The organism is Variovorax sp. P4_D9, assembly GCF_056401695.1.
Genome location: NZ_JBFUIU010000554.1, coordinates 1 through 6,104, shown reverse-complemented (window position 1 = coordinate 6,104; position 6,104 = coordinate 1). Strand labels below are relative to the sequence as shown.

General features: G+C 66.2%; 7 protein-coding genes. 3 read left to right on the top strand and 4 right to left on the bottom strand.

The window, feature by feature from the left end; translation table 11 throughout:
• The coding region (locus tag AC1DY5_RS38545; protein WP_478119729.1) for a Bug family tripartite tricarboxylate transporter substrate binding protein at window positions 1–911 on the bottom strand (911 nt) is incomplete at its 3' end.
• Between the two features lie 205 nt (window positions 912–1,116).
• Here AC1DY5_RS38545 and AC1DY5_RS38540 point away from each other — a divergent pair.
• Complete coding sequence (locus AC1DY5_RS38540) at window positions 1,117–2,346, top strand: CaiB/BaiF CoA transferase family protein (protein WP_478119728.1); 1,230 nt, start codon at window positions 1,117–1,119, stop codon at window positions 2,344–2,346.
• The gene (locus AC1DY5_RS38535) at window positions 2,346–2,963 is read left to right on the top strand and encodes a glutathione S-transferase family protein (protein ID WP_478119727.1); all 618 of its coding nucleotides are present in this window, start codon (window positions 2,346–2,348) and stop codon (window positions 2,961–2,963) included. The genes AC1DY5_RS38540 and AC1DY5_RS38535 overlap by 1 nt, the downstream gene beginning before the upstream one ends.
• 32 nt (window positions 2,964–2,995) lie before the next feature.
• Here the strand turns inward: AC1DY5_RS38535 and AC1DY5_RS38530 are convergent, their stop codons facing one another.
• From AC1DY5_RS38530 to AC1DY5_RS38520, 3 genes are all read right to left on the bottom strand, one after another.
• Complete coding sequence (locus AC1DY5_RS38530; RefSeq protein ID WP_478119726.1) at window positions 2,996–3,820, bottom strand: amidohydrolase family protein; 825 nt, start codon at window positions 3,818–3,820, stop codon at window positions 2,996–2,998.
• On the bottom strand, window positions 3,817–4,389 hold the full coding sequence (locus tag AC1DY5_RS38525; protein ID WP_478119725.1) for a carboxymuconolactone decarboxylase family protein: 573 nt from the start codon (window positions 4,387–4,389) through the stop codon (window positions 3,817–3,819). Before AC1DY5_RS38525 ends, AC1DY5_RS38530 begins: the two co-directional genes overlap by 4 nt.
• Before the next feature lie 124 nt (window positions 4,390–4,513).
• Window positions 4,514–5,479, bottom strand: coding sequence for a LysR family transcriptional regulator (locus AC1DY5_RS38520; RefSeq protein ID WP_478119724.1), 966 nt, complete (start codon window positions 5,477–5,479; stop codon window positions 4,514–4,516).
• A gap of 127 nt (window positions 5,480–5,606) precedes the next feature.
• Between AC1DY5_RS38520 and AC1DY5_RS38515 the strand changes: the two genes are divergently transcribed.
• The coding region (locus AC1DY5_RS38515) for a VOC family protein (RefSeq protein WP_478119723.1) at window positions 5,607–6,104 on the top strand (498 nt) is incomplete at its 3' end.

Below are 6,104 nucleotides of genomic sequence, written 5' to 3'. Positions count from 1 at the left end.
GAGATGAACGGTCCGAACTCCTCGGGCTTGCTGCCGACGACTTCCACGCCCTGCTGCTCGAATTGCTGCTTCAGGTCGGGCGAGCGCAATGCGGCTCCGACGGCTCCATACATCTTGTTGATGATCTCGGGCGGTGTCCGCGCCGGCGCGAGCATGCCGTACCAGTTATATGCCTCGGCCTTCGGCAGTCCAAGCTCGCCCACTGTGGGGACATCCTTGAGCACGGGAATGCGGGTGGCGCTGGTCACCGCCAACGCGCGCACCTTGCCCGACTGGATGAATGGCAGCACCACGGGGATGTCGACCATCATCATGTCGACCTGACCGCCCATGAGGTCGGTCAGCGCCGGGGCCGCGCCCCGGTAGGGAATGTGGTTGATGTTCAGCTTGGCTTCGCGCTTGAGCAGTTCAGCCTGGAGATGCGGCGTGGTGCCGCTGCCGGCCGATGCGTAGTTGATCTTGCTGGCGTCGCCCGTGGCGGCGGCTTTCAGGTCCGCGAAGGTCTTGTATTTCGAACTGGCGGCCACCACCAGCACCGCCGGAACCTTCAATGCCTGGGTCACGGCAACCAGATCCTTCTGCGGGTTGTAGGGCATCGACGGCACGATGTGCGGCACGATCGCCAGCGCGCCCGCCGAGGAGAACAGGAGCGTGTAGCCGTCGGCCGGCGATTTGGCGACCGCGTCGGCGCCGAGCAGGCCGCCGGCACCGCCCTTGTTGTCGATGATGATGGATTGACCAAGCGATGTACTCAGCTTGGCGCCGAGCGCGCGGGCTGTCTGGTCCACCGGGCCGCCGGCAGGAAAGGGAACGACCAAGCGGATCGGCTTGGTCGGATAGGTCTGCGCCCATCCCGAGGCTGCGGCCAACGCAAGGGTGAGTGCAGCCGCGGATTTGAAAAGTCCGTTCATGGTCGATGTCTCCAGTTTGTCGTGGATGGATTCTGGGGACCGGAACGATGCCTGCCACCGTGCTCCGGCGCATACCTGCTATGCGTGACCGTTCACGGGAGGTCTTCCGATATGCGCCGCGGCGCACCACAGTCTTGCGCGCCCGCCGGTAGCACTGGACGGCTCCCGATCCCAGAATTCGGTTCGACACACAAGGAGACTTCGAATGACCACCCACAAGGGCCCGCTATCGCACGTCAAGGTGCTCGACCTGAGCCGCATCCTCGCCGCACCGTGGGCCAGCCAGATCCTCGCCGATCTGGGGGCCGAAGTGATCAAGGTCGAGCGGCCCGGCGTCGGCGACGACACACGCACGTGGGGGCCTCCGTTTCTGAAGGACGCCGAAGGCAAGGACACGAAGGAAGCCGGCTACTATCTGGCAGTCAATCGGGGGAAGCGCTCGATCACCGTCAACCTCGAGAAGCCCGAGGGCCAGAAGATCGTCAAGGAACTCGCCAAGCGAGCCGATATCGTGCTCGAGAACTACAAGGCCGGCACGCTGGCGCGCTATGGCCTGGATGAAGCATCGCTGCGCAAGATCAATCCACGTCTCATCTACTGCTCGGTCACCGGCTTCGGCCAGACGGGACCGCGGCGCGACCAGCCGGCCTACGACTTCCTGATCCAGGCGATGGGCGGCCTCATGAGCGTCACGGGCGAGAAGGACGGCCGACCGGGTGGAGGGCCGCAGAAGGTCGGCATTCCGATCGTCGACCTGATGACCGGCATGTACACCACCGTCTCGGTGCTTGCCGCACTGGCGCGCCGCAACGAGACCGGCGTCGGAGATGCCATCGACATCGCGATGCTCGATGTGCAGGTCGCCACCCTTTCCAACCAGGCAATGAACTACCTGGTGTCGGGCAAGGTGCCGCGGCGCAACGGCAACGCGCATCCGAACATTCAGCCGCAGGACGTGTACACCTGCGCCGACGGCGATGTTATTCTGGTGGTCGGAAACGACGGTCAGTTCGCCAAGCTGTGTGAAGTCTTCGGACAGACCGATTGGATCACGGACGAGCGCTTCGCCACCAATGCCCAGCGGGTGCGCAACATCGGCGAGTTGTCCGCGATGCTGCGCGACGTGTTCGCCGAGTGGGAGCGCGAGAAGCTGATTGCCGCGCTCGACAGGGCCGGCGTGCCCTGCGGGCCCATCAACACGGTGGCCGATGTGTTCAAGGAACCGCAAGTCAAGGCGCGCGAGATGCTGCGCTACGTGCCGCATCCGAGCGGCGTCGACGCGCCACAGGTTGCAAGCCCGATGCGCTTTTCGGAATCTCCGCTGCAAACGCAGACGGCGCCGCCACTGCTCGGCCAGCACAGCGAAGACATCCTGTCCGAGTTGGGCTACAGCACGGCCGGCATCGATGCGCTGCGCGAGACCGGAGCGATCTGATGGCCGCGACGATGAAGCTGCATTGGTCGCCCAAGTCGCCCTACGTGCGCAAGGTGATGATCTGCGTGCACGAACTCGGGCTGTCGACGCGGCTCGAATTGGTTCGATCAGTCGCCGCGATGCGTAAGCCCAATCCGGTGCTGATGGCGGACAACCCGCTGTCGAAGATCCCTACGCTCGTTCGCAAAGACGGATCGACTTTGTTCGACTCGGTCGTGATATGCGAGTACCTCAACGAGGAGGTCGGAGGAAAGCTGTTCCCGCGGGGCGGGGAGGAGCGCTGGCAGGCATTGCGCTGGCACGCCTTTGGCGACGGCCTGCTCGATGCGCTGATCCTCTGGCGCAACGAACGCGAGCGCGAGATACCGTCGCAAGAGCTGCTCGAGGCTTTCGATCACAAGGTTCGCGCCTCGCTGAACAGGCTGGATGAAGAGGCGCAGGCACTTCGCATGGCGGAGTTCTCGATCGGCCATGTGACGCTGGGTTGCGCGCTCGGCTACCTCGACTACCGCTTCGACGCGCTGGAGTGGCGCGAACTGGCCCCGGCGCTTGCGGCCTGGTTCGAGACGCTCCGCAGCCGACCCTCGTTCGCGGCCACGGAGCCGGTCGATGGCTGAGCCGTACGGCCCGCGAGTTGGGCGGGCACGGGTTATCGGTACAAGGATCCGGGGTTGCGGGTCAGTACCTGGCGCACCACGGCTTCGTCGCCCGCCCAGTCCTTGAACATCGCCAGCAGTTCCGCGCTGTCGGGCACAGGCGTGACGCGCAGGTGCGGCCAATCGCTCCCCCAGACAAGGCGCTCGGGATTGGCCTCGATCATCTTCTGCTGGAACCTGCGACCCGCCTGCCAATCGGGTGCCTGCAGCAGGTTGCGGTAGGCGCAGAGCTTGACCCATGCCTTGCCCGAGGCCAGCAGGTCGAGCAGCGTGCGAAATCCGGGATCGTCGATGCCCGCATGCACATCGAAGCCGCCCATGTGGTCGATCACGACCGGCACGGGGAGCGCCATCAACGCTCCCGCGATGCCCGGCAGCGACTGGCAGTCGGTCCACAGTTCGGCGTGCAGGCCGGCGTCCGCGAGCGCCGGCGCCAGCGCCCGCAGATCGTCGAAGGAGGCGCTGCCCGCGAAGTTGGTGCCGGCCCCGCTGCGATGGCTGAAGCGCGCGCCGCGCACCCCTCGGGTGTGCAGCCCCGCGAGCGCCAAGGGACTGTCCGGGCGCACGACAACCACGCCACGCAGCGTGGGTTGGGCCGACAGCGCATGCAACAGAAGCGAGTGGTCGTCGCCGTAAGCGCTCGGATGGACCAGCACCCCATGGGTGAGCCCGAGCCGTGCGAGCATCGCAAGGTAGGCCGACTCGGCCGCCTCGGGCGGGGTATAGCTGCGCTCGGGGGCGAGCGGAAAGCGATCATAGGGACCGAACAGGTGGGCGTGGCAATCCCACCCCTCGGTGACCGGGCTGGCGGCGTTCACTTCAGCTCCGCCTGCTGCGGCAGCGGAAAGGCGGGCGCCACGCCCTCGGGCAGCGGTATCTCGTGGCAGTTGAGCGTCATCGCAACCATCGTGTAGTAGCCGACCAGGGCCGTCAGTTCGACCACGGCGCGTTCGCCGAACAGCGTCAACGCTGCGGCGTAGGTCTTGTCGGAAACGGAGTTGTGGCGGTTCAGTTCGACCGCGTACCTGTAGATGGCCGCCTCGTCGGGCGAAAGTCCCGGCGGTTCGCTCTCGCCGAGCAGGGCCTCGATCACGGTCTGCGGGATGTCGGCCTTCTCGGCCTCGGCGCGATGTGCATACCACTCGAAGGGCGAATTGCAGGCACGGCCCGTCACCAGGATCGCAATCTCGGTCAGCCGCGGCGGCAGCGTGGTGCCGTAGCGCAGCAGCGCGCCGAGCGCCTGCCACTTGTCTGCAAGCTCGGGATTGTGAAGGGCAGCCCGAAGGGGCCCCTGGATCCTGCCGCGCGGGCCGGACACGATCCTGTCGTACACAGCGCGCTGCTCGGGACTCATGGACTCCGGGGCAGGCAGGGAAATGCGTGGCATGTAGGTCTCCATTGATCGCCGCCATGGGCCTGGAGGCGATTCCAGGCAAGCTTAGCGGCCGCGGCGCTGCGTGCCTGCCCGTGCGGCGCAACGCTGCTATGACGGTCGCGGCAACGCAGCCGCGCTAGGCTTGCTCGACCGCGCGCCACATGCCGCTGCGCGCGCTGTCTTCCACGATCTCGACGATCTCCGCTGCCACCGCGGACACCGCCTTGGCCGGGCCCTTAGTGCGCGCCAGCGCCATCGAAACGATGCGCTGGACGCCGGGCGATACGATCCTTGCGGCTTGCAGCCGGCCCTCCCGCACTTCGGTCCAGACGGCGTGGATCGGCAGCACGGTGTAGAGCCTGGCTTCTGCCACCGTCGAGCGCATCAGCGGCAGCGAGTCGGCCTCGATCACCGGCGCCAGCGTGATGTGTTCCTGCCGCGCGATCGCGTCGAGCGCGGTGCGCAGGCCGTTCGGCGCACTCGGCAGGATGAAGGGCAGCTCGTGCAAAGCACTGAAGGCCACTTCGGCGGTCTGTGTGAGCCGGTCGCCGGCAGCGCCGATCAGATAGCTGTCGACCGTGGCCAGGGCTTGCTCCTGTTCCGGCTGGGAGCCGTATCGGTAGAGAATGGCGATGTCCACGCGAGCGTCGACCAGCCATTCTTCGACCTGCCCGCTCGAGCCTTCGAGGATCTTGAGGTGGACGCCTGGGTGGCGCTCCCGGAGTTTCTTGAATAGGTGACCGACGATCGGATTCGTGATAGAAGGCAGCGAGCCGATCGTGACCCGCCCCGTGGGTTCGCGCGCTTCTCCGCGAATTTCGAGTTCCAGTTGCTCGGCATCGGCAAGCAGCGCCTTGACGTGCGGGAAGATTCGCTGTCCGACATCGGACAGCGCCACGCCACGTCCGGTACGGTTGAACAATCGGGCGTTGCATTCACGTTCGAGGGYGTTCAAGTGCCGGCTCAGCAGCGATTGATTGCTGTCGAGGAACAGCGCTGCGCGCGTCAGGCTGCCGAGCTCCGCGATGGCCAGAAACGCCCGCCACTTCTGCAGATCAGAGGTGAGGTCGAGCTGGAGGTTGGTGGCTTTGGTGGGTTGCATGTCGGACGGCGTCGGGAGACCGATTCTGCATGGAGGCGTGCCTGGCTCAAATGCGGGTTTGCATCGGGCCGGGCCCCGGCTTCTGCACGCTTGATCTCCGCCACCCGCAGGTGTCTTAATTCGCACCATGAATCACCCTCGCATAGACCACCTCGTGATCGCGGCGCAAACCCTCGACGAAGGCGTGCGCTGGTGCGAAACCACCTTCGGCGTCGCCCCCGCCGCGGGGGGGACCCATCCCTCCATGGGCACTCACAACGCCTTGTTGAAGATCGCGTCATCAGCCTTCCCGCGCACCTACCTGGAGATTATCGCGGTCGATCCGAACGCCGACGTCCGGCAACGCAGCGCGTCGCGGCGCTGGTTCGATCTGGACGATGCCGCGCTGCAGGCGGAACTGGCGCAGCACGGACCGCGGCTGATCCACTTCGTTGCCGCGGTCCCCGACGCCACGGCCGCCGTCGAGGCCCTCGCACTCTTGCGCATCGACCGCGGCGAGGTCATGCAAGCGTCCCGCGACACGCCCGCCGGTCGACTGACCTGGCACATCACGGTGCGCGCCGACGGCCAGCGGCTCTTCTATGGCGCACTGCCGACCTTGATCCAATGGGGCTCGGTGCATCCC

Excerpts from the sequence above, each read along its gene's own strand:
- AC1DY5_RS38540 (WP_478119728.1), top strand. The coding sequence starts at position 1,117 with ATGACCACCCACAAGGGCCCGCTATCGCACGTCAAGGTGCTCGACCTG.
- AC1DY5_RS38525 (WP_478119725.1), bottom strand. The coding sequence starts at position 4,389 with ATGCCACGCATTTCCCTGCCTGCCCCGGAGTCCATGAGTCCCGAGCAG.
- AC1DY5_RS38535 (WP_478119727.1), top strand. The coding sequence starts at position 2,346 with ATGGCCGCGACGATGAAGCTGCATTGGTCGCCCAAGTCGCCCTACGTG.